General features: G+C 72.0%; 18 protein-coding genes and 1 rRNA gene. 4 read left to right on the top strand and 15 right to left on the bottom strand.

Features of this window, described 5'->3' with window-relative positions; all coding sequences use genetic code 11:
- Positions 1-30: 30 nt before the first annotated feature.
- Both hemB and AB0E05_RS00090 read right to left on the bottom strand, forming a co-directional pair.
- On the bottom strand, positions 31-1,020 hold the full coding sequence (gene hemB / locus AB0E05_RS00095) for a porphobilinogen synthase (protein WP_361956161.1): 990 nt from the start codon (positions 1,018-1,020) through the stop codon (positions 31-33).
- Positions 1,021-1,050: 30 nt separating this feature from the next.
- Positions 1,051-1,587 (bottom strand): DinB family protein, encoded by a 537-nt coding sequence (locus tag AB0E05_RS00090; RefSeq protein WP_361956158.1) that lies wholly within the window; start codon positions 1,585-1,587, stop codon positions 1,051-1,053.
- A gap of 170 nt (positions 1,588-1,757) precedes the next feature.
- Between AB0E05_RS00090 and AB0E05_RS00085 the strand changes: the two genes are divergently transcribed.
- The gene (locus AB0E05_RS00085) at positions 1,758-1,982 is read left to right on the top strand and encodes a hypothetical protein (protein ID WP_361956155.1); all 225 of its coding nucleotides are present in this window, start codon (positions 1,758-1,760) and stop codon (positions 1,980-1,982) included.
- Positions 1,983-2,286: 304 nt separating this feature from the next.
- Here the strand turns inward: AB0E05_RS00085 and AB0E05_RS00080 are convergent, their stop codons facing one another.
- The 5 genes from AB0E05_RS00080 to AB0E05_RS00060 form a co-directional block, all read right to left on the bottom strand.
- Positions 2,287-3,957 (bottom strand): uroporphyrinogen-III synthase, encoded by a 1,671-nt coding sequence (locus AB0E05_RS00080; protein WP_361956152.1) that lies wholly within the window; start codon positions 3,955-3,957, stop codon positions 2,287-2,289.
- Positions 3,954-4,913, bottom strand: coding sequence for a hydroxymethylbilane synthase (gene hemC / locus AB0E05_RS00075; RefSeq protein ID WP_361956149.1), 960 nt, complete (start codon positions 4,911-4,913; stop codon positions 3,954-3,956). Before hemC ends, AB0E05_RS00080 begins: the two co-directional genes overlap by 4 nt.
- Positions 4,910-6,553 carry a glutamyl-tRNA reductase gene (locus AB0E05_RS00070; protein ID WP_361956146.1) on the bottom strand — a complete coding sequence of 548 codons (1,644 nt, stop codon included), beginning with the start codon at positions 6,551-6,553 and terminating at the stop codon, positions 4,910-4,912. The genes hemC and AB0E05_RS00070 overlap by 4 nt, the downstream gene beginning before the upstream one ends.
- Entirely contained in the window at positions 6,550-7,293 is a 744-nt protein-coding gene (locus AB0E05_RS00065) for a redox-sensing transcriptional repressor Rex (protein WP_361956143.1), read from the bottom strand. The genes AB0E05_RS00070 and AB0E05_RS00065 overlap by 4 nt, the downstream gene beginning before the upstream one ends.
- 440 nt (positions 7,294-7,733) lie before the next feature.
- The gene (locus tag AB0E05_RS00060; RefSeq protein WP_361956140.1) at positions 7,734-8,009 is read right to left on the bottom strand and encodes a glutaredoxin family protein; all 276 of its coding nucleotides are present in this window, start codon (positions 8,007-8,009) and stop codon (positions 7,734-7,736) included.
- A 162-nt stretch (positions 8,010-8,171) separates the two neighbouring features.
- Here AB0E05_RS00060 and AB0E05_RS00055 point away from each other — a divergent pair, with 162 nt between their 5' ends.
- The 3 genes from AB0E05_RS00055 to AB0E05_RS00045 all read left to right on the top strand — a co-directional run bounded on the left by AB0E05_RS00055 (position 8,172) and on the right by AB0E05_RS00045 (position 11,885).
- Complete coding sequence (locus AB0E05_RS00055; protein ID WP_361956137.1) at positions 8,172-9,158, top strand: HAD-IB family hydrolase; 987 nt, start codon at positions 8,172-8,174, stop codon at positions 9,156-9,158.
- A gap of 352 nt (positions 9,159-9,510) precedes the next feature.
- Positions 9,511-10,368 carry an ECF subfamily RNA polymerase sigma factor, BldN family gene (locus AB0E05_RS00050; protein ID WP_361956134.1) on the top strand — a complete coding sequence of 286 codons (858 nt, stop codon included), beginning with the start codon at positions 9,511-9,513 and terminating at the stop codon, positions 10,366-10,368.
- Positions 10,369-10,661: 293 nt separating this feature from the next.
- Positions 10,662-11,885: a DUF5667 domain-containing protein gene (locus AB0E05_RS00045; protein ID WP_361956131.1), complete on the top strand. Its 1,224-nt coding sequence runs from the start codon at positions 10,662-10,664 to the stop codon at positions 11,883-11,885.
- Positions 11,886-11,999: 114 nt separating this feature from the next.
- On the opposite strand, the gene AB0E05_RS00040 is transcribed toward AB0E05_RS00045, so the two are convergent.
- The 8 genes from AB0E05_RS00040 to rrf all read right to left on the bottom strand — a co-directional run bounded on the left by AB0E05_RS00040 (position 12,000) and on the right by rrf (position 18,040).
- The gene (locus tag AB0E05_RS00040) at positions 12,000-13,082 is read right to left on the bottom strand and encodes a lysophospholipid acyltransferase family protein (RefSeq protein WP_361956128.1); all 1,083 of its coding nucleotides are present in this window, start codon (positions 13,080-13,082) and stop codon (positions 12,000-12,002) included.
- A gap of 34 nt (positions 13,083-13,116) precedes the next feature.
- Positions 13,117-14,199, bottom strand: a complete 1,083-nt coding sequence (locus AB0E05_RS00035) for an NAD-dependent epimerase/dehydratase family protein (RefSeq protein WP_361956125.1) — start codon at positions 14,197-14,199, stop codon at positions 13,117-13,119.
- A gap of 228 nt (positions 14,200-14,427) precedes the next feature.
- Positions 14,428-14,526 (bottom strand): AURKAIP1/COX24 domain-containing protein, encoded by a 99-nt coding sequence (locus AB0E05_RS00030; protein ID WP_003948845.1) that lies wholly within the window; start codon positions 14,524-14,526, stop codon positions 14,428-14,430.
- Between the two features lie 143 nt (positions 14,527-14,669).
- Positions 14,670-14,882: a helix-turn-helix domain-containing protein gene (locus AB0E05_RS00025; protein ID WP_003958488.1), complete on the bottom strand. Its 213-nt coding sequence runs from the start codon at positions 14,880-14,882 to the stop codon at positions 14,670-14,672.
- A 128-nt stretch (positions 14,883-15,010) separates the two neighbouring features.
- Positions 15,011-15,826 carry a phosphatase gene (locus AB0E05_RS00020; RefSeq protein ID WP_361956122.1) on the bottom strand — a complete coding sequence of 272 codons (816 nt, stop codon included), beginning with the start codon at positions 15,824-15,826 and terminating at the stop codon, positions 15,011-15,013.
- A 79-nt stretch (positions 15,827-15,905) separates the two neighbouring features.
- Positions 15,906-17,081, bottom strand: a complete 1,176-nt coding sequence (locus AB0E05_RS00015) for an acetoin utilization protein AcuC (RefSeq protein ID WP_361956119.1) — start codon at positions 17,079-17,081, stop codon at positions 15,906-15,908.
- Positions 17,082-17,192: 111 nt separating this feature from the next.
- On the bottom strand, positions 17,193-17,843 hold the full coding sequence (locus tag AB0E05_RS00010) for an HAD family hydrolase (RefSeq protein ID WP_361956116.1): 651 nt from the start codon (positions 17,841-17,843) through the stop codon (positions 17,193-17,195).
- Positions 17,844-17,923: 80 nt separating this feature from the next.
- Positions 17,924-18,040 (bottom strand): 5S ribosomal RNA (gene rrf / locus AB0E05_RS00005).
- Positions 18,041-18,189: the final 149 nt, after the last annotated feature.

Raw genomic sequence — 18,189 nt, 5'->3', positions numbered from 1 at the left:
GGCGGGGCCGCCACGGGCCCCGGGACCGGGTCAGAGCTTGCGCGCGACCTCCGTCGCCCAGTAGGTGAGGATCATCTGCGCCCCGGCGCGGCGGATGCCGGTCAGCGTCTCCATGATCGCCGCGTCGCGGTCGATCCAGCCCTTCTCGGCCGCCGCCTCGACCATCGCGTACTCACCGCTGATCTGGTACGCGGCCACCGGCACGTGCGCCACGTCGGCGACCCTCGCCAGCACGTCCAGGTACGGCCCGGCCGGCTTCACCATCACCATGTCCGCGCCCTCCTCCAGGTCGAGCGCCAGCTCCCGCATCGACTCCCGGACGTTCGCCGGGTCCTGCTGGTAGGTCTTGCGGTCGCCGCGCAGCGAGGAGCCGACGGCCTCCCGGAAGGGCCCGTAGAAGGCCGAGGAGTACTTCACGGCGTACGCGAGGATCGACACGTCCTCCTTGCCGATGGTGTCCAGCGCGTCCCTGGCCACGCCGACCTGGCCGTCCATCATCCCGCTGGCGCCCAGGACGTGGGCGCCAGCGTCCGCCTGGACCTGCGCCATCTCGGCGTACCGCTCCAGCGTCGCGTCGTTGTCGACCCGCCCCTCGGCGTCCAGCACGCCGCAGTGCCCGTGGTCCGTGTACTCGTCCAGGCACAGGTCCGACATGATCACCAGGTCGTCCCCGACCTCGGCCCGCACGTCCCGGATCGCCACCTGGAGGATGCCCTCCGGGTCGGTCCCCGCGGTCCCGACCGCGTCCTTCTTCTCGTCCTCCGGCACCCCGAAGATCATGATCCCGGCCACCCCGGCCTGCCGCGCCTCCACGGCCGCCTTCCGCAGCCCGTCCCGGGTGTGCTGCACGACGCCCGGCATCGCGGCGATCGGCACCGGCTCGCTGATCCCCTCGCGCACGAACGCCGGGAGGATCAGGTCGGACGGGTGCAGCCGCGTCTCGGCGACCATGCGGCGCAGCGCGGGGGTGGTCCGCAGCCGCCTCGGCCGGGACCCGGGGAAGGAACCGTAGGTACTCATGTCCCCCACGCTACGCCCCGCGCCGCACCGCTATCCGAGCGCCCGTCGCAGGCGCGCGGTGACCCCGATCTCGGACACGTTCTTGGCCAGCTCGAAGTTCACCCAGGAGGCGATGTCGACGAGCGTCAGCTCCCCGCCCCACGGCAGCCCGGCGACCCGCTCGGTCGAGTCGAGGTCGCCGTCGTCGAGCCGCACCAGCTCCGCCCGCCACTCGTCCTTGAGCCCGCGCAGCCACGCGGCGCCCGCCTCGGCGCTCCCGGGCCAGACGATCTCCTCCCGCTCGGGCGCACCAGGCCCGAAGCAGTGCCGCAGGGTGGTCGTCCACCAGTAGCCGATGTGCCAGGAGAGCCAGGCGATGGACGTGGTGGGTACGGGGTCGGGCTCCGGCACCTGCCAGTCGGCGACCCACTTCCCCCGTTCGTCCTGCCGCACGCTCCACGCCCCGGGGGCCGGCTCCCAGAAGACGGTGTCGTCGTCGATCTCCTGGAGGTGGTACTCGAAGAGGGACCAGATGAGGTCGAGCTGTGAGGCGAGCAGTCCGGCGCGCGGAACGATGGCAGATTCCATCGCCCGACCCTCGCACCGCGCGATGCCCCCGGCAACGCGATTTAGTTGAGGGACGCGCCCCTCCGTGCTTCCATCGTCACCAGGCCCCGACCCCACTGACACCACGTCAGTTCCGCGTCGGGAGCGGCCACTTGTCCTGACGCTCCACGACGCCCTCCGGAGGCGCCACCATGTCCCACGAGAACGAGTTCCGCGGCAACACCATGCACACCAACCCCAACACCCCGGGCACGATCAACTTCACCTTCACGATCGTCGACATGCCCATGGAACCCACGACCCCGCGGGTCACCCCGCTGGAGGTCGCCAACGCCATCACCGCGATCGCCCAGGCGAAGGGCTACGAAAAGGTCCTCTTCACGGGCCCGGGCCCCCGGCTCCCCGTGAACCCGTAGCCCCTTTCAGGGCCGTCGCCTCAGCCGACGCGGTAGCGCCGTAACGAGTGTGCAGTGACGGCGTCTGCGGTCGTTCGCGCAGTTCCCCGCGCCCCTAAACTCCCTCCCCCAGCCCGCAGACAAATGACGGGGGCAGCGAAACAGGGGCGCGTGGGGGTACCACCACGCCCTCTGGGCGTAGGGGGAGAACGGAGCGACAAGCCCACCACCGGCCCGGTGGAGACCAACGCACCCCCGGGCGCAACGGCGCAAACGTCAAAGGGGCCCGCGGGGGCAACCACCCCCGCGAGCCCCACACCCACCGTCAGGTGGAGCGGCGGCGCCGGCCGCCCGGCCGCCGCTCACTCGGCCGGGTCACGTGCTCCCCCGCCTCCACCGCCGCGGCCCGCCGCCCCGCACCGAACTCCGCCAGCGCCTCCGCCAGCCGATGCACCGACGGCTCGGGCGACAGCACGTCCACCCGCAGCCCGTGCTCCTCCGCAGTCTTCGCCGTCGCCGGCCCGATGCACGCGATCACCGTCACGTTGTGCGGCTTGCCCGCGATCCCGACCAGGTTCCGCACCGTGGACGACGAGGTGAAGAGCACCGCGTCGAACCCGCCGCCCTTGATCGCCTCGCGCGTCTCCGCCGGCGGCGGCGACGCCCGCACGGTCCGGTACGCCGTGACGTCGTCCACCTCCCAGCCCAGCTCGATGAGCCCGGCGACCAGCGTCTCCGTGGCGATGTCGGCCCGCGGCAGGAAGACCCGGTCGATCGGGTCGAAGACGGGGTCGTACGGGGGCCAGTCCTCCAGCAGCCCCGCCGCCGACTGCTCCCCGCTGGGCACCAGGTCGGGCTTGACCCCGAAGTCCACCAGCGCCTTCGCGGTCTGTTCGCCCACCGCCGCGACCTTGATCCCGGCGAAGGCGCGCGCGTCCAGCCCGTACTCCTCGAACTTCTCGCGCACCGCCTTGACCGCGTTCACCGAGGTGAAGGCGATCCACTCGTACCGCCCGGTGACGAGCCCCTTGACCGCCCGCTCCATCTGCTGCGGGGTCCGCGGCGGCTCGACCGCGATCGTCGGCACCTCGTGCGGCACCGCGCCGTAGGAGCGGAGCTGGTCGGAGAGCGACGCGGCCTGCTCCTTGGTGCGCGGCACCAACACCTTCCACCCGAAGAGCGGCTTGGACTCGAACCAGGCGAGCTGGTCCCGCTGCGCCGCCGCGCTGCGCTCGCCGACCACGACTATCACCGGCCGGTGACCCTCGGGCGACGGCAGCACCTTGCCCTGCTTGAAGGTCTGCGCGATGGTGCCGAGCGTGGCGCTCCAGGTGCGCTGCCGGGTCGTCGTCCCGGCGACGGTCACGGTCAGCGGGGTGTCCGGCTTGCGGCCCGCGGCCACCAGTTCGCCGGCCGCCGCGGCGACCGCGTCCAGCGTCGCGGAGACGACGACCGTGCAGTCGCTCGCCCCGACCTCGGTCCAACAGCGCTCGCTCGCGGTGCGGGCGTCGACGAAGCGGACGTCCGCGCCCTGCGCGTCCCGCAGCGGAACGCCCGCGTACGCCGGCACCCCCACCGCGGCGGCGATGCCCGGCACGACCTCGAAGGGGACGCCCTCCGCGGCACAGGCGAGCATCTCCCGCCCCGCGTCGGCGTCCAGACCCGGATCGCCGCTGACCGCACGGACGACCCGCTTGCCGCTGCGCGCGGCCTCCATGACAAGATTGACCGCGTCCCTGAGTACGGGGATTCCGGCGGCTGTTGACGCATCGTCAACGACCGTCAGCTCAGGCGTGCTGACGCCCGCCCGCGCATGGCCGCGAACGACGTCGAGCACATCCGGCTCGGCGATCACCACATCGGCCCCCGCGAGCGCATCGACGGCGCGCAGGGTCAGCAGCCCGGGATCACCGGGTCCGGCTCCGAGGAAAGTGACGTGCCCGTTAGCCGAGTTGGCCGAGTCGTACGCCGGGGTCGGGTTGGTGGTGGGGCTCAAGACGCTCGCTCCCCCATAAGACCGGCCGCACCCTTGGCGAGCATCTCGGACGCGAGTTCGCGACCGAGCGCGACGGCGTCGCCGTGCGACATGGGTACGGGACCGGTGGTGGACAGCTGCACCAGCTCGGAGCCGTCGGTGGTGCCGACGACGCCCCGCAGGCGCATTTCGGTGACAGCCTGGCCGTCGCCCAACAGGTCGGCGAGCGCACCCACGGGTGCGCTACAGCCGGCCTCCAGGGCGGCGAGCAGGGAACGCTCGGCGGTCACGGCGACCCGGGTCTCCGGGTCGTCGAGCTCGGCGAGTCGGGCGGCGAGCTCCACGTTCTGCGCGGTGCACTCGATCGCCAGGGCCCCCTGGCCGGGGGCGGGCAGGACGGAGTCGACCGAGAGGAAGTCGGTCACCTCGGAGCTCCTGCCGATGCGGTTGATGCCGGCCGCGGCGAGTACCACCGCGTCCAGCTCACCGCTGTGCACGTATCCGATCCGGGTGTCGACGTTGCCCCGGATCGGCACGGTCTCCACGCGGGTGTTGCGCTCCCGCGCGTACGCGTTCAGCTGCGCCATCCGGCGCGGCGAGCCGGTGCCCACCCGTGCGCCCGCGGGCAGTTGCTCGAAGGTGAGCCCGTCGCGGGCGACCAGCACGTCGCGCGGGTCCTCGCGCGGCGGCACCGCGGCGATGACCAGCTCGTCGGGCTGGGTCGTGGGGAGGTCCTTCAGCGAGTGAACGGCGAAGTCCACGTCACCCGCGGCCAGCGCCTCGCGCAGCGCGGCCACGAAGACTCCCGTGCCGCCGATCTGCGCCAGGTGCTCACGGGAGGTGTCGCCGTACGTGGTGATCTCCACCAGCTCGACGGGTCGGCCGGTGATCCGGCGCACCTCCTGCGCCACCAACCCGGACTGGGCCATGGCGAGCTTGCTCTTCCTGGTCCCGAGCCTCAGTGCCCTCTCGGTCATCGTCGTCCCTGCTTCTCGGCGCTCTCGGCGTCCGCGTCGTTCGTGTCGGCCCGGCTGACTGACGCCACCGTCTCCGGGTCGAGGTCGAAAAGGGTGCGCAGGGCGTCGGCGTACCCGGCACCGCCGGGCTCGCTCGCCAACTGCTTCACCCGCACCGTGGGGGCGTGCAGGAGCTTGTCGACCACCCGCCGCACGGTCTGCTTGATCTCTCCGCGCTGCTTCTCGTCGAGCCCGCTGAGCCGGCCCTCCAGCCGGGCCATCTCGCCGGCGACCACGTCCGCAGCCATCGTGCGCAGGGCGACGACGGTGGGCGTGATGTGCGCGGCGCGCTGGGCGGCGCCGAAGGCCGCGACCTCGTCGGACACGATGCCGCGCACCTGGTCGACGTCGGCGGCCATGGGCGCGTCGGCGGACGCCTCGGCGAGGGATTCGATGTCCACCAGCCGTACGCCGGGGATCCGGTGCACGGCGTGGTCGATGTCGCGGGGCATCGCGAGGTCGAGCAGGGCCAGGCGGACGGGTCCGCCGGCGCCGTTCGCGGGGCGCCCGGCGGGCCGCTGGGACGTTCCGGCAGCCGCGGCGCCGGCAGCGTTGTCGACCCAGACGCCGTGCTGGGTGAGGTCGGCCGCGCTGTGCGCCTCGTCGAGCCCGACCGGGCAGCCGCCGTCGGTGGCGGTGGCCGTCTCGGCGAGCCGGGTGCCCCGGTCCCGTACGCGGCCGTCACGGGTGGCGGTCTCGGCGAGCCGGGCGACCAGGCTGCCATCGGGCGCGCGCAGGGTGCCGACGGCGGCCGGGGCCGGCGCCTCGGGCACGGCGAGGGCGTCGGTGACCGCGTCGGCGGTCAGCACGAGACCGGTCGCGCCGGTGCAGGACACCACCGCGCTCACACGTGTCAGTTCGGCAGCGACGTCCGTCATGGGCACCGCTCGGACTCTCTCCGCGCCGGCCTCCACCAGCGAGGCGGCCAGCCGCTCGGCCCGGTCCAGCGTGCGGTTGGCGATGGCCAGTTCGCGTACGCCGAGCCGGGCGAGGGTCGTCGCGGCGAGCGAGGACATGGAGCCGGCGCCGATGACGAGGACGCGCTTGTCCGCGGCCCAGTCGGCGACGGGCGCCCCGCCCGCGAGCTGCTCAAGACCGAAGGTGACGAGCGACTGCCCGGCCTGGTCGATCCCGGTCTCGCTGTGCGCGCGCTTGCCGACCCGCAGGGCCTGCTGGAACAGGTCGTTGATCAGCCGTCCCGCGGTGTGCTGCTCCTGGCCGCGGGCGAGGGCGTCCTTGATCTGGCCGAGGATCTGCCCCTCGCCGACGACCATGGAGTCCAGCCCGCACGCCACCGAGAAGAGGTGGTGGACGGCCCGGTCCTCGTAGTGCACGTAGAGGTACGGGGTGAGCTCGTCGAGGCCCACCTCGCTGTGGTGCGCCAGCAGCTGCGACAGCTCGGCGACGCCGGCGTGGAACTTCTCCACGTCCGCGTACAGCTCGATCCGGTTGCAGGTGGCGAGCACCGTCGCCTCGGCGGCCGGCTCGGTCGCCATGGTGTCCTGGAGGAGCTTGACCTGGGCGTCCGCGGAGAGCGACGCCCGCTCCAGCACGCTGACCGGCGCGCTGCGGTGGCTCAGTCCGACGACGAGAAGGCTCATGCCGGCATCACGGCGGGCATGTCCCCGTCAGGTCCCTTCCGCTCGGCAGCGGTGTCGAGCGCCGGCGCTTCGGCACCCTCCCCGGACTTCCGCTGCTCGTGGAAGGCGAGGATCTGCAACTCGATCGACAGGTCGACCTTGCGCACGTCGACGCCGTCCGGCACGGACAGGACGGTGGGGGCGAAGTTCAGGATGGAGGTGACACCGGCGGCCACGAGCCGGTCGCAGACCTGCTGCGCGGCCCCCGCGGGCGTCGCGATGACACCGATCGACACACCGTTGTCGCTGATGATCGTCTCCAGCTCGTCGGTGTGCTGGACCGGAATCCCCGCGACGGGCTTGCCGGCCATCGCCGGGTCCGCGTCGATGAGCGCCGCGACCCGGAAGCCGCGGGAGGCGAACCCGCCGTAGTTGGCGAGCGCCGCACCGAGGTTGCCGATGCCGACGATGACCACGGGCCAGTCCTGGGTCAGCCCCAGCTCGCGGGAGATCTGGTAGACGAGGTACTCCACGTCGTACCCGACGCCACGGGTGCCGTAGGAGCCCAGGTACGAGAAGTCCTTGCGGAGCTTGGCGGAGTTGACCCCCGCCGCCGACGCGAGTTCCTCGGAGGACACCGTGGGCACGGACCGCTCGGACAGAGCGGTCAGCGCCCGCAGGTACAGCGGAAGCCGGGCGACGGTGGCCTCGGGGATTCCTCGGCTACGGGTCGCCGGTCGGTGATTTCGGCCAGTTGCCACGGTGCTCCTGCGGGATGAGCGAAGCTCTAGGCGGCCGTGTGTCCCAAGACCGCCCCGTCGACAGCAGGCTATGTCTTTGTGAACGCGTGCACAAAGATTGTGTCCGATTTGTCCGAGCAAAGTGATCGGGGTCACGCGCATAGATCGCGCAAATCTGGAACCAGACGCCGCGTAGCCCCGTTGCAGACCGGAAGGCCGCAAAACCGCACACACTCCTCACGCGTCACCCCCGAGACGCCTCCACTGTGCCTCGCCCAGACGCCGGGGGATAGTGCCGTGCGCCCTCCGAACCGGGCCCCGCCGGCCTCTGCGGCTTCCTCAGCACTCGCGCTCGCGCCCCCAGGGGCGCGGGGAACTGCGCGACCAGCCACAGACGGCCCGCAGAGACCAGCGCACCCGCAGCGAAACGGCGCGCAGGTCAAGCCACGAGCAACCTCGCGCTACCCCACCAGAGCCCGCCGCAGGCGCTCCGCGTCCACGCGCCAGAACGTGTGCTGCTCCCCGTCCACCAGCACCACCGGGATCTGCTCCCAGTACTCCCGGTGCAGCGCCTCGTCCTGCGTGATGTCCTTCTCCTCCCACGCGGCGCCGGTCGCCCCGCACACCTCCTGCACCACCGCACGCGCGTCGTCGCACAGATGGCACCCCGGCTTCCCGATCAGCGTCACCACCCGCTCCTCGGCCTTCTTCTTCCTGCGCCGCAGCAAAGGACTCATGCGCCCATTGTCCGCCGCCGCACCCGCCGCCCCGCCCGGCACCCCGCCGCCGACTCGCCCGCGGGCCCGGCCCGGCCCGTGTCACACGAGCGAACCCCGGTGTTCACCCAGCCGCATCCCCGCAGGTCGGGAACGACCGAACAGACTGGCTATGCTCGCGGTATGGCCGCACTGGGATGGCTCACCCCCCGAAGGCGCTCCGCGACCGCGCGCAGCGTGCTCGCCGGCGAGGCCGCGGCCGAAGCGGCGCGCAAGGCGACCCAGGACGCAGACGCAGAGGCAGAAGCACAGGTCGAGGCGGAGGCCGACGCGGTCGACACCACGTCGCCCCCCGCAGCAGCAGACGCACCCGCGCCGCCCGACTTCCCCGTCCCCGGCGACCACCACGCCGCCGCCTTCTTCGACCTCGACAACACCGTCATGCAGGGCGCCGCCCTCTTCCACTTCGGCCGCGGCCTGTACAAGCGGAAGTTCTTCGAGCGCAGCGAGTTGTTCCGGTTCGCCTGGCAGCAGACCTGGTTCCGGCTCGCCGGCGTCGAGGACCCGGACCACATGCAGGACGTCCGCGAGTCCGCCCTCTCCATCGTGAAGGGCCACCGCGTCTCCGAGCTGATGAGCATCGGCGAGGAGATCTACGACGAGTACATGGCCGACCGCATCTGGCCCGGCACCCGGGCCCTCGCCCAGGCCCACCTGGACGCGGGCCAGAAGGTCTGGCTCGTCACCGCCGCCCCCGTCGAGACCGCGACGATCATCGCCCGCCGGCTCGGCCTGACCGGCGCCCTCGGCACGGTCGCGGAGTCCGTCGACGGCGTGTACACGGGCAAACTGGTCGGCGAGCCCCTGCACGGCCCCGCGAAGGCGGAGGCGGTCCGCGCTCTCGCCGCCGCCGAGGGCCTGGACCTCGCGCGCTGCGCGGCGTACAGCGACTCGCACAACGACATCCCGATGCTGTCGCTCGTGGGACATCCCTACGCGATCAATCCGGACGCCAAGCTGCGCAAGCACGCGCGCGAGCGCGACTGGCGGCTGCGCGACTACCGCACCGGCCGCAAGGCGGCCAAGGTCGGCATCCCGGCCGCCGCCGGCGTCGGCGCGCTCGCGGGTGGCACCGCCGCCGCCGTCGCCCTGCACCGCCGCCGCCGCTGACGGCGCACGCCCGCCCCGCCAGCCGCTCCCCCACCACGGGGCGCACCCGGTCACGCCCCGACTGCGCCGTCGCGCCTGTCGCACAAACGAACACAACTGCGAACCCGACACACCCCACGGCTCGCCAGACGCCCCAATCCGAACGTTTCCGATCACCAACCGCTCATATTCAGCTACCTGATCCGTCGCACAGGGGTAACAGAAGCGACGGAAACGGTGATTTGAGCAACTGGGTGTAGCACTGCCTGTACGAAGCGTTATTCTCCTCAGACGCATACGAGACCCACCCGCCACCACGTTGGGTGAACGGTCTCGCACTGCACGTGATGGAAGCTCTGCCTCTGGGAGTCCCGTGTACCCACACGTCGGGGTTGACGCCTCGGGCCTGGCTACGCTCCGCGCAACGGTCTTCGACCACTTGCGCGGCTTCGTCCCCACCGCGTACGCCGTCCCCGCCCTCAGCATGCCCCGCCTCGCCACCGGCGGCCCCGCCGCCCCCTGCTACGCCCTGGCCGACGCCTACAAGGAGGGGCCGGCGCGCAGCGCCGTCGTCGAGGGGAAGCGGCCCGTTGGGGGCCGTGCGGTCGCCAGACGGAACAGCCGCAGCGCCGGCGGCGCTTCGACCGCCCCGTCGGGAGTCCGCCGCCCCAGCGCGGACAGCGACAGCGCCCGCATGATGGAACTGGTCGAACGCGCCCAAGCGGGCGAGGCCGAGGCGTTCGGACGCCTCTACGACCAGTACAGCGACACCGTCTACCGCTACATCTACTACCGCGTCGGCGGCAAGGCGACCGCCGAGGACCTCACCAGTGAGACGTTCCTGCGCGCCCTGCGCCGCATCTCCACCTTCACCTGGCAGGGCCGCGACTTCGGCGCCTGGCTGGTGACGATCGCCCGCAACCTGGTCGCCGACCACTTCAAGTCCAGCCGGTTCCGGCTGGAGGTCACCACCGGCGAAATGCTCGACGCGAACGAGGTCGAACGCAGCCCGGAGGACTCCGTCCTGGAGTCCCTGTCCAACGCCGCGCTGCTCGAAGCCGTCCGCAAGCTCAATCCCCAGCAGCAGGAGTGCGTCACCCTGCGCTTCCTGCAAGGACTCTCCGTGGCCGAAACGGCCAGGGTGATGGGCAAGAACGAAGGCGCGATCAAGACCCTCCAGTACCGCGCCGTACGCACCCTCGCCCGGCTCCTGCCCGAGGACGCCCGCTGAGCCGCCGCACCGTCCGCCGTACCGCCGCCCCCGGCGGCACCGCCGCCACCGCACCACGACCCCCCACTCGCCCCCCGACCCCAACTCACCTTCGGTGACGCCTCGATGACGCACTGGTCCGATCATCTTTCGCGCGTAACCCAAGTGCCGCGCCGCTCGTTGTGCGGGATGCAGGCTCCCTGTGGTCACGCCCTGCTCGCAGCCGCTCACTCCATCGAGTGGATGCGCGTAGATCGTGCAACCCTCCAGACCCCTTGGGGAGTCGACCGTCATGACGAGAGGAGGTGCCGCCAGTGATCGCGAACGTATCGGCGCACCGGCGGGCGAACGCCTTCGCCCAGGCCCTGGAAGATCAGGCGGCCACGCAGCCGGACGACGGCTCGGTCGAGTCGGCCGGCCCGGCCGGATCGGCCGAGCACGGGCGGCTGTTGACCCTGGCGACCGGCCTCGGCGAGTTGCCCAAGCCGGACCTGGACCCAGAGGTCAAGGTGGTGCAGCGGGCACAGCTCGTGGCCGCCATGGAAGCCATGTTCAAAGAGGGCACGGCGGGCGCTTCCGCCGGCGAGGATTCCGCGGGCCCTATGGTGCCCGAGCAGCGGAAGTCCGGCCGCGGCGCCCATCGGGCCTCCCCGTTCCGGAGGCTGCGGCCCCGCTCCCGCTGGTCCAAGGGCCTCGCGGCGGGCGGCTTGACCGTCGGTGTCGCCGCGGGCGCCTTCGGCGGAGTGGCCGCTGCCAGTTCCGACGCCCTCCCCGGTGATTCGCTGTACGGGCTGAAGCGCGGCATGGAGGACATCCGCCGCGGCATGGCCGACGGCGACTCCGACCGCGGCGAGCTCTATCTGGACCAGGCGTCCACCCGGCTCAGCGAGGCCCGCCGCCTGATGGAGCGGGGCCGGGGCGGCGACCTGGACCACGAATCCCTCGGCGAGATCCGCCGCGCGCTCAACGGCATGCGGCACGACGCCACCGAGGCCCACCGCCTGCTGTCCGCGGCGTACGAGCGGGACGGCACCCTCGGCCCGCTCCAGAAGCTGAACTCGTTCTCCAGCGCCCACCGCGAGGTGTGGATCGGCCTCCGGGACCGCCTCCCCCTCCAACTCGCCGACGTCAGCAACGACGTGACCGACGTCTTCGACGCCATAGAGCAGGAAGTCAAGCCGCTCCAGGCCCTGCTGCCCACTCCGCCGGAGCAGGGCCGTGGATCCGAGCGTCCCGACACCTCCTCGCAGGACACCGCGGACACCCCCGCGGCCGACGGCCGCACCACCCCGTCCGCACCGGGCGCCACCCCGGGCAGCGGCGGCGACAGCAAGCCCCGCCCCTCGGAGCCCGGTTCCCGGACGCCGGAGGAGCAGGGCCTGCTCGGCGGCGCCGGCGACCTGCTCTCCCCGCCCTCGGGGGGCATCACGCCCTCCCTCGGCAAGGACGCGGACGCGCCGAAGCCCGACATCACGCTGCCGCCCCTGCTCCCGGGGCTGCTCCCGGGCCTGGGCCTGAGCGCCGAGGAAGACCGCTAGCGGGCGGAGCCCCGGACGTACGGAAGAGGGGTGTGGTGCTGACTCCGGTCAGCACCACACCCCTCTTCTCCGTCGGACGTCGGACGTCTGGCGTCTGGCGTCTGGCGTCTGGCGTCAGAAGAAGACCGACCGCCGCTGCACCAGCAGCTTGTACAGGGTGTGCTGGATCTGCTCCCGCACCTGGTCCGTCAGATTGAACATCAGCATCGGGTCCTCCGCGGCCTCCGCCGGATACCCGTCCGTCGCGATCGGCTCCCCGAACTGGATCGTCCACTTCGTCGGCAGCGGCACCGCCCCGAGCGGCCCCAGCCAAGGGAACGTCGGCGTCACCGGGAAGTACGGCAGCCCCAGCACCCGCGCCAGCGTCTTCGCGTTGCCGACCATCGGATAGATCTCCTCCGCGCCCACGATCGAGCACGGCACGATCGGCACCCCGGCCCGCAGCGCCGTCGACACGAAGCCGCCCCGCCCGAAGCGCTGGAGCTTGTAGCGGTCGCCGAAGGGCTTCCCGATGCCCTTGAACCCCTCCGGCATCACCCCCACCACCTCGCCGCGCCGCAGCAGCCGCTCCGCGTCCTCCGCACACGCCAGCGTGTGCCCCGCCTTGCGCGCCAGCTCGTTCACCACCGGCAGCACGAACACCAGATCGGCCGCGAGCAGCCGCAGGTGCCGCTGCGCCGGGTGGTTGTCGTGCACCGCGACCTGCATCATCAGCCCGTCGAGCGGCAGCGTGCCGGAGTGGTTGGCCACCACCAGCGCACCGCCCTCCGCGGGGATGTTCTCGATGCCCCTGACCTCGACCCGGAAGTACTTCTCGTACAACGGCCGCAGCAGCGTCATCAGGACCTGGTCGGTCAGCTCCCGGTCGTAGCCGAACTCGTCGACCTCGTACTCCCCGGTGACCCGGCGGCGCAGGAACGCCAGCCCGCTCGCGAGCCGCTGCTCCCAGCCGCCGTCCGCTCCGGCCCCCTCCGCGGGCCGCGGTGCGGGCGCCCGTACGCCGGCCGGCGGCTCCACGCCCGACGCCTGCCCGGGCACGACCGCCGCCCGCCCGTCCGCGTCGCCGGCCGCGCGCACCGCGGCGGGCTCGGCCCGGTCGCGCCGAGCGACTCCGGCCGCGGCGCGGCGTCGCCCCGGCCGCTGCACGTTGCCGCGCGCACGGTCGTCGTCGAAGGGAATGACCTTGGCGTCCGCCATCGTCGATGCGCTCCTCATCCGGATCCGGTGTCCATCATCCGGCGTCGCTCTGTGTCGGTACGGCGGGGGCGCGACCCCCTGCGGCCGTCGGGGCCCCCAGCGCCTCCCCGACCCGGTCCACCGCCCGCGCGAGCGCCTGCGGCGGCACCAGGCCCTCGCCCCGGCTGCGGGCGAAGTCGGCGAAGGTCTCCGCGGTCGTGTACGCGGGCGTGAAGCCCAGGGTCTCCCGCATCTGGACGGTGCTGACCACCCGGCCGTGCGTCAGCAGCCGGATCTGCTCCGGCGAGAAGTCGGTGACGCCCACCGTGCGCAGCGCCGACCCCACCCAGGTGACCGCGGGCAGCGGCACCGGCAGCGTCGGCCGGCCCAGCCGTCGCGAGCACTGCGACAGCAGCAGCACGCCGTCGCCGGCGATGTTGAACGTGCCGCTGTTGAGCGTGGCGCGGCGCGGCTCGTGCAGTGCGATCCGCAGCACGTCGACGACGTCGTCCTCGTGGACGAACTGGAGCCTCGGGTCGTAGCCGAAGACGGTCGGCAGCACCGGCAGCGAGAAGAACTCGGCGAGCGGGGAGTCCGCGCACGGTCCGAGGATGTTCGCGAACCGCAGCACGCACACGGCCACGTCCGGCCGGCGCCGCGCGAAGCCGCGGACGTACCCCTCGACCTCGACGGCGTCCTTGGCGAAGCCGCCGCTCGGCAGCGACTTGGGCGGGGTGGTCTCGTGGAAGACGGCCGGGTCGCGGGGCGCCGAGCCGTACACGCTCGTACTGGACTTCACCACCAGCCGCTTGACCGTCGGCGACTTCTGGCAGGCGCCGAGGAGCTGCATCGTGCCGATGACGTTGGTCTCCTTGACCGACGTGCGCCCGCCGGCGCCCAGCGGCGTCCCGGTGACGTCGAGGTGGACGACCGTGTCGACGGCGTGCTCGGCCAGTACGCGCCCTATCGCGGGCTGCCGGATGTCGGCCCGGACGAACTGGGCGCCGCCGAGGTGGTGCTCGGGCACGACCGCGTCGACGCCGATGACCCGCTCCACCCCGGGGTCGCGCAGGACGCGCCGCACGAGACGGCCCCCGAGCTGTCGGGCGACCCCGGTGACGAGCACGACCTTCCCCAAGATCCGCGCCTTCCCCTCAAACCTGCTGTGTACGGGCCTGGTCCCGGCCTCAAACGTCACCGTAGCGGCTCGCTGTTGCACTGTGACGTCCACGCGGCGCACTTTTACCGTGCCGGTGCCTCCCCACGCCCTCTCAGCCTCTTCGGCCCCGAACGCACCGTGGCCCTCCCACCGGACGGTGGGAGGGCCACGACACACGTGCGACACGTGCAGCTGTCGTTAGAAGCCTTACTTCTTGTTACGACGCTGAACGCGGGTGCGCTTGAGCAGCTTGCGGTGCTTCTTCTTGGCCATCCGCTTGCGCCGCTTCTTGATAACAGAGCCCACGACTACCCTCGCTCACTTCTCTTCACTCGGTGCGGGGCGTCTGGGCCCACACGACCTACGTCGGCCTAGCCTACCCGTCCGAGCTCTGAGCCTGTAATCCGAGGGCGGCCGTCAGATCCGCACCGCGCACCCGCAGCCGAACGTCAAGCGGATTCCACCCCCACGAAGGACTCGCGGAGGTAGTCGTGCACCGCTTGCTCCGGTACCCGGAAGGACCTCCCCACCCGGATCGCCGGCAGGTGCCCGCTGTGCACCAAGCGGTACACAGTCATCTTCGACACCCGCATCACCGAGGCGACTTCCGCCACGGTAAGGAACTTGACCTCGTTGAGAGGCCTCTCGCTGCCAGCAGCCATGACCCACCTGTACCTTCCGCACATGACGCCCACCGGCTTCCCCTCCGGTGACTCTTCGTCGCTGTGCGCTCACTCCCCAGACTAGGGGCGCGTGATACGAGTGGGGAAGAGGAGCAGCCAACGGCCGCCTACTGTGACAGACAGGCGCGTTTGAGTACATAGCGCATGAGCGGCCGGTACACCTCCGCCGACGCCGCGTCCTCCAGCGGGACCACCACCGACACCAGCCCCTCGGCCTCCCCCACGAACAGCGCGGGGTCGTCCACGTCGCCCAGCCCGACGGCGTCAAGACCCAGCTGACCTGCCCCGCAGACCCATCCGTGGTCCCCGACGACCAGGTCGGGCAGCGGCCCGCCGCCCACCGCCAGACCCTCCAGGGCTGCCCGTACGGGCAGCGGGGAATGGGTGTGTGCGCCGGTCACACCCGCGATTCCCCGTGCGCCTCCTTCCCGCACCAGCGCGACTCCCCTTACGTAGGCCAGGTTGTACGTGCGTACGCCGAACCGGGTCGTTATGTCGACACATCTGCCCTGCGCGGGGGTGAGGACGAGACAGCCTGCCGCCGACAAGGCGTCTGCGAGGCCGGCGTAGAACCCCAGCAGCCGGTCCGGATGCCCCGTTCCCAGCAGCACGGCACCGCGCCCGGCAGCCACCCCCGCCAGCCGCCCGGCGAAGGCGTCCAGGGCGTCCAGGGTCCGCTCGGGGTCGATGAGATCCGGCCCGCGGACTCGGCAAAAATCGGCCGGAACCCCACACCTGTCCGCCATCAGCGCGACCAGGTCCCGCTCGTTCCACGGCCGCAGCGGCAGCAGACCCAGCGTCACGCGCGGGTCGCGCGCGGCGAACTGCCGGTACCGCCGCAGGCTCTGCTCCCGCGTCGTGGCCACGACGCCCGCCAGACCGCCCGCCACCAACTGCGCCCGCAGCTCGGTGCGGCTCACCACCGGGGACCCACCATCCGGCGATGCTCCCGCACCTCGGGCCGCCGGGTCCCGGTTTCGCCCGCCCTCCCCACGAAAGGACCTAGGGCAGCAGCCCCCGCAGCGGGTACACCGCGCGCCGGGTCGCCAGCACCGCCTGGTCCAGCCGGTCAGCCGGGTCGTATCCAGCGCTCCACTCGCGCCACCCGGGCGTCCGCCCGTCCGTCATCCGCAGCGGCCCCGGCTGCCGCGTCAGCGCGTACACCTGGTCCCGCCACTCCTGCGGCACCATCGACGTCGGATCGACCGGGGCGTGGGCCGCGATGCCCACGAGGTGCGTCCACGACCGCGGTACGACGTCCACGACCGCGTAACCGCCGCCGCCGAGCGCGATCCACCGCCCGCCGTCGACGTGCTCGTGCGCCAGCTCGTGGCACGCCTCCTGCACCAGCCGCTGGGCGTCGAGCGAGACGGCCAGGTGCGCCAGCGGGTCCTCGAAGTGCGTGTCGGCGCCGTGCTGGGTCACCAGCACCTGCGGGCGGAAGTCGGCCAGCAGCTCCGGCACCACCGCGTGGAACGCCCGCAGCCACCCCTCGTCGCCCGTTCCGCCCGGCAGCGCGACGTTGACCGCGCTCCCCTCGGCGACGCCCGCGGCGCCCGTCTCCTCGGGCCACCCTGTGCCGGGGAACAGGAACCGGGGGTGCTCGTGCAGCGAGATCGTCAGCACCCGTGGATCGCCCCAGAACGCGGTCTGGACGCCGTCCCCGTGGTGCACGTCGACGTCGACGTACGCGACCCGCTCGGCGCCCAGCTCCAGCAACCGCGCGATCGCCAGCGAGGCGTCGTTGTAGATGCAGAAGCCGGCCGCCGAGCCCGCCATGGCGTGGTGCAGCCCGCCCGCGAAGTTCACGGCGTGCGTCGCGTCCCCCCGCCACACGGCCTCGGCGGCGCCCACGGACTGCCCGGCGATCAGCGCGGACGCCTCGTGCATCCCGGCGAAGGCGGGGTCGTCCGTCGTCCCCAGGCCGTACGACTGGTCGGCGCTGCGGGGGTCCGCGGAGGCCGCCCGTACGGCCGCGACATAGTCCTCGCGGTGCACGAGCCCGAGGGTGGAGTCGCCGGCGGGCTTCGCGGCGACGACGTCCACCACGCGGTCCAGCCCGTAGGCCCGCACCAACCCCATGGTCAGCGCGAGCCGCACGGGGTCCATCGGATGGCCGTCCCCGAAGTCGTACTTCGTTACCGCCTCGTCCCACATCAGCATTCCGCGGCCACTCATGCCCGTCACCGTATCCGCCCTGCTCGCACCGGCACGAACCTTCCGGGACCCGTCTTACGGATCGGTCGGACCAGCGGTTCCAGTTCCCGCCGGTCGCCGTCAGTTCCCGAGTCAGTTCCCGAGCAGGAGCGCCGGCAGCTCGGCCATCGCGGCGAAGTGTCCCCTGGCGCCTGCGAGCTCCGCGGCCGGGGTCATCGCTGTGAACCCGTACACGTCCATCCCCGCCGCCAGGGCCGCCCGCACGCCGAGGACGCTGTCCTCGACCACGACGCACCGCTCGGGTGCTACTCCCATCCGCTCCGCTGCGTGCAGGAACAGGTCAGGCGCGGGCTTCCCACGGCCGACGTCCTGCGCGCTGAAGACGATGGGCTCGGGGAACCAGGCGTCCAGCCCGGTCGTACGGTGTCCGAACCTGATGCGCTCGTGACTCCCGGACGACGCGAGGCAGTACGGCACCTCGCTCGCCACCAGTTTCTCCAGCACCTCCTTGACCCCCTCGACGGGCCGCAGCTCGTGCTCGAACGCGGCGAACGTGCGGGCGTGCAGCGTCTCGTCGAAGTCCGCGGGCAGCCGCTGCCCGGTCCGCTCCATGACGAGGTCGTGCACCCGGTGCACGGCGGCGCCCATGTAGTCGCGCAACGAGTCCTCGTACGAGGTCGGGTGCCCCAGCTCGGTCAGGTACGCCGCAAGGACGGCGTTGGCGAGGGGTTCGCTGTCGACGAGGACACCGTCGTTGTCGAAGATCACGAGGTCATAGGTCATGCGGTCAGCCTAAGCAGCCCTGAAACGCAAAAAGGCCGTGGCCCCCGGGGATAAACCCCAGGAGCCACGGCTCAAATATTGTTCGGCGGCGTCCTACTCTCCCACAGGGTCCCCCCTGCAGTACCATCGGCGCTGTGAGGCTTAGCTTCCGGGTTCGGAATGTAACCGGGCGTTTCCCTCACGCTATAACCACCGAAACACTACGAAACCAACAACCCCGGCTGTATTCACGGGTCTGGTTGTTCGTGGTTTCAGAACTAACACAGTGGACGCGAGCAAATATGGACAAGCCCTCGGCCTATTAGTACCAGTCACCTCCACCGGTTACCCGGCTTCCAGATCTGGC

The organism is Streptomyces sp. NPDC048057, from assembly GCF_040653095.1.
Lineage (GTDB): Bacteria > Actinomycetota > Actinomycetes > Streptomycetales > Streptomycetaceae > Streptomyces.
This window is presented reverse-complemented; position numbering and strand designations above follow the sequence as displayed.

What these genes read in the sequence shown, in the direction of transcription:
- AB0E05_RS00040 (WP_361956128.1), bottom strand. Translation starts at nt 13,082, where the DNA reads ATGGCGGACGCCAAGGTCATTCCCTTCGACGACGACCGTGCGCGCGGC.
- hemC (WP_361956149.1), bottom strand. Translation starts at nt 4,913, where the DNA reads ATGACCGAGAGGGCACTGAGGCTCGGGACCAGGAAGAGCAAGCTCGCC.
- AB0E05_RS00010 (WP_361956116.1), bottom strand. Translation starts at nt 17,843, where the DNA reads ATGACCTATGACCTCGTGATCTTCGACAACGACGGTGTCCTCGTCGAC.
- AB0E05_RS00090 (WP_361956158.1), bottom strand. Translation starts at nt 1,587, where the DNA reads ATGGAATCTGCCATCGTTCCGCGCGCCGGACTGCTCGCCTCACAGCTC.
- AB0E05_RS00085 (WP_361956155.1), top strand. Translation starts at nt 1,758, where the DNA reads ATGTCCCACGAGAACGAGTTCCGCGGCAACACCATGCACACCAACCCC.
- AB0E05_RS00070 (WP_361956146.1), bottom strand. Translation starts at nt 6,553, where the DNA reads ATGAGCCTTCTCGTCGTCGGACTGAGCCACCGCAGCGCGCCGGTCAGC.
- AB0E05_RS00055 (WP_361956137.1), top strand. Translation starts at nt 8,172, where the DNA reads ATGGCCGCACTGGGATGGCTCACCCCCCGAAGGCGCTCCGCGACCGCG.
- AB0E05_RS00060 (WP_361956140.1), bottom strand. Translation starts at nt 8,009, where the DNA reads ATGAGTCCTTTGCTGCGGCGCAGGAAGAAGAAGGCCGAGGAGCGGGTG.
- hemB (WP_361956161.1), bottom strand. Translation starts at nt 1,020, where the DNA reads ATGAGTACCTACGGTTCCTTCCCCGGGTCCCGGCCGAGGCGGCTGCGG.
- AB0E05_RS00025 (WP_003958488.1), bottom strand. Translation starts at nt 14,882, where the DNA reads ATGGCTGCTGGCAGCGAGAGGCCTCTCAACGAGGTCAAGTTCCTTACC.
- AB0E05_RS00015 (WP_361956119.1), bottom strand. Translation starts at nt 17,081, where the DNA reads ATGAGTGGCCGCGGAATGCTGATGTGGGACGAGGCGGTAACGAAGTAC.